The sequence below is a fragment of the Gluconacetobacter dulcium genome, assembly GCF_014174165.1.
Taxonomy (GTDB): domain Bacteria; phylum Pseudomonadota; class Alphaproteobacteria; order Acetobacterales; family Acetobacteraceae; genus Gluconacetobacter; species Gluconacetobacter dulcium.
The window spans coordinates 1-3373 of record NZ_JABEQN010000051.1; the positions used below are offsets into that span (position 1 = coordinate 1).

Consider the following 3373-nt stretch of genomic DNA (forward strand, 5'->3'; position numbering starts at 1 on the left):
GTCGCCGCCAGGTCTTCCAGTCCTCCCTCACCCCCGCGGGGTGGAGCAGCCCGGTAGCTCGTCAGGCTCATAACCTGAAGGTCATAGGTTCAAATCCTATCCCCGCAACCATCTGAACTTGCGATACGAACGCATCAGGAACCCCACTCCGGAAACGGGCTGGGGTTTTCGTTTGTCCACCCGACGCCACGGTCAGGATACCGGCGAGATCGCCCCGGACGTCGATCTGGAGGCCCTTGTCGGATGGCGTGAGAATGATGGCCTCGATCAGCGAGCGGATCACCTCGGCCGCTTCCTGGCGTTTCTCGTCCAGCTCGGAATGCAGCATGTCGTGCAGACGCGCGAGCTGCCGGTGGTAGAACTCCGCCATCTGGGGGTGGAGCAGGGGCGGGGGTGCCTCGGCTGTCGCGAGGAACTCTGTCAGTTCCGCCTTGCGGGCTTCGAGCTTCGATCCGCGTTCCTTGACCGTCGCGATCGAGATCGCCTCGGAAAGATAGAGGTCCATTAGGCGCTGGATGTCGCGCTCGACCCGCTTCAGTTCTGATTCCGCTGCGCCAATGTCGGCCGACACCTCCATGCGCAGCCGGTTCATCTCGTCCGTGAACGCGGTGCAGAACTCCGCGAACAGGTCCGGGTCCATGAGATGCTGGCGTAGCGCGTTTAGGACGCGCCGCTCCAGTTCCTCGCGACGCATATTGGTCCGGTTTTGGCAGGTACCCTTGTTGCGGGCTGTTGAGCAGCCGAGCAATGTGCCGGAGATCATCGAATAACCGCCACCGCAGCAGCCACATTTGCTCAGGCTGGAGAACAGGTAGCGGGGGCGGCGTTTCTCTCGGAAATGATCGGAGGACGACGTATCGCTTGTGTCCCTGCTGGCGCTGACGCTGGCCTGCCGTGCCTTGACCGCGTCCCATAGTTCCTGGTCTACGATCCGCAGCTCCGGCACCTCCTGGATCACCCATTCGGAGTCTGGATTGGGACGGGCCTGGCGCTTGCCGGTGTCGGGTTCCTTGATGAACCGTTGGCGGTTCCAGACCAGCCTGCCCACATACATCTCGTTGTTGAGGATACCGGTGCCGCGCGCCCGGTTGCCGGTGATGGTCGAGAAGCCCCACGCACCAGCGCCCGGTGCCGGGATGCCTTCGTCGTTGAGGCGGAAAGCGATGGCGCGTGGCCCCAGTCCAGCCGCGAAGTCGCGGAAGATACGACGGACAACCTCTGCCTCCACGGCATTGATAGTCCGGTCTCCCCGGATCGGCTCGCCGTTGGCGTCGAGTTTGCGTACCACGTCATAACCATAGGCGTTGCCGCCGCCGGACTTGCCCAGCTCCACGCGTCCCCGCAGGCCGCGATGGGTCTTGGCTGCGAGGTCTTTCAGAAACAGGGCATTCATCGTGCCCTTGAGGCCGACATGCAGGTGGGAGACCTCACCCTCGGAGAGCGTGACGATCCGCACGCCGGCATAATTCATGCGCTTGAAGACCCCGGCGATATCTTCCTGGTCGCGGGAGAGACGGTCCATCGCCTCGGCCAGCACGATCTGGAACCGTCCGCGCTGTGCATCGGCGATCAGCGCCTGGATGCCGGGCCTCATCAGGGAGGCGCCGGATATCGCGTGATCGGTATACTCCTCGACGATGCTCCAGCCCTGTTTCTCCGCATGCGTGCGGCAGATGCGAAGCTGGTCGGCGATCGAGGCGTCGCGCTGGTTGTCGGAGGAATAGCGGGCGTAGAGCGCGACCTTCATGGTGAGGTATCCCTTACGGTCCGGAGCGGCGGCGCTGCTCCTGTTGCTGCGACCGGAACCAGTCCCGTGCGGCACGACGAGCCATGAGGCGGACCAGCGCGATCAGGCGCAGGTCGGGGGCATTGGGTCGCAGGACGAGCCGTAATTCGGGCTCGGGCGGCCGATACGCCGGGGCAATGGACTGGATTGGTCTGTCCGTCATCGTCGCTCTCTTCCGACCGCATGGCAAGGAAAACAGACACACGATCCGGACAGATGACTGTTATTTCAATGGAAAATGGCAACATGGGACGGCGTGCCCACGCGTGCTCCAGCGTAAGGAATCGTAGTTATGGGTAGTCCCGGATACAGGCGCGTCGTACAAATACTGGCTTACGGCAGCTTCACGAGAGGGGAGGAGGCAGCGCGATATGGTCAGCTAACGGCTTCTGCATATGGCTTGCCACCTGGAATGTCGGTAGCCGCATCGTACAACATGGTCCGCACTTTCCGCTTTCTTGAGAGGGCCGCATAACTTTCCGGCGAATAGCTATTCCGGACGTAGGCAGCCGCGACTGCAAGACGGAGCCGCAATCCATAATCCCAGCCCTTGCCCCAACTCACGTCTGCCAGCACTGGCAGCAGGATGTCGCGTGCGCGCCAAGGTAACCTGGACTTCAACTCTTGCTCATGCACAGGTTCAAAAAATTTTTCTAATATTTGGCGACCTCCGTCGCCTCCTGACGAAATCCCGAGGGCTATAAGAAATGCTTGAAGAATGTCACGCTTGTCGTCGGCAAGGTCGTCCACTACGTTTTTAAGTGCAGCTATCCAAGGATCGGAGCCAGCCGAGACCACCTCTGGCGTAAGCCAACCGAGCGTATTGGCAATCTCGTAGAGTAGGCTGGTATGGTCGATTCTTCCCATGATGGTGGGGTCAAGCAGAATGCGTGGCCGCCTGACTAGCTCCTGTAGCCATGCTCTGCCTACCCTCACGTTCCCTGTGTTTGCAGCCGCAATAACCTGCGACGCTGTCTCGTATGGGAATCGGTTGAATATTTCGGAGGCAAGTCGCTCGTCATCGCGCAACAGTAGCCTGGGTACAAGTCTCCCGATGATGGAGCCATCCGGTGGGACAAGGCAAAACATCCGCACCATAGTACTGTTATCAAGCTCGAAAGCGCCGTCCTCTGCTAGCAGGTCCGGTCGGGCTTCGACCATGCGTTCCCGAACACGAGGGTAAGATTCAGTTATCGACCAAAAGCCCTCGATCGACATCGCGCCAGTGATGGCGGCAAACACCGATCTTGCGAGGGGTTCCGCCGAGTCCGCCGTGTATTCGGCAAGATGTAGGAGATCGCCGGATCGCTCCGGCCACAGCTGAGCGAGATGCCTGATGCCTGCCTCAGTTGGCGGCGGAAACACCGCTTCGCCACCTTGCGTCAAGATATACCAGAATATTTCAAGTTGTGCGCCAGGAACTAGCTTGCCATCGACCAACTCTTGCTTGAGGTGGATGGCGTCAGTTGGGTTAGGTGTGGAAGTCTCGACTAAATCTGACGTACGGTGTCTGTTGAAGCCCAACCAGGGCTGCTGCGGGGGCGGAGTGGCCGGGTGACGCAGCCCCCGCCGCAGCCATCGGAGGAC

General features: G+C 60.7%; 2 protein-coding genes and 1 tRNA gene. 1 reads left to right on the plus strand and 2 read right to left on the minus strand.

Annotation, left to right across the window (positions count from 1 at the left end; genetic code table 11):
* Nucleotides 1–34: 34 nt before the first annotated feature.
* Nucleotides 35–111 (plus strand) — tRNA-Met (locus tag HLH25_RS19770).
* Here HLH25_RS19770 and HLH25_RS19775 read toward each other — a convergent pair.
* On the minus strand, nucleotides 68–1747 hold the full coding sequence (locus tag HLH25_RS19775; protein ID WP_182975715.1) for a recombinase family protein: 1680 nt from the start codon (nucleotides 1745–1747) through the stop codon (nucleotides 68–70). The two genes, HLH25_RS19770 and HLH25_RS19775, sit on opposite strands and share 44 nt — an antisense overlap.
* Before the next feature lie 414 nt (nucleotides 1748–2161).
* Nucleotides 2162–3310: a hypothetical protein gene (locus HLH25_RS19780; RefSeq protein ID WP_182975714.1), complete on the minus strand. Its 1149-nt coding sequence runs from the start codon at nucleotides 3308–3310 to the stop codon at nucleotides 2162–2164.
* Between the last annotated feature and the right edge of the window lie 63 nt (nucleotides 3311–3373).

What these genes read in the sequence shown, in the direction of transcription:
- HLH25_RS19775 (WP_182975715.1), bottom strand. Translation starts at nt 1,747, where the DNA reads ATGAAGGTCGCGCTCTACGCCCGCTATTCCTCCGACAACCAGCGCGAC.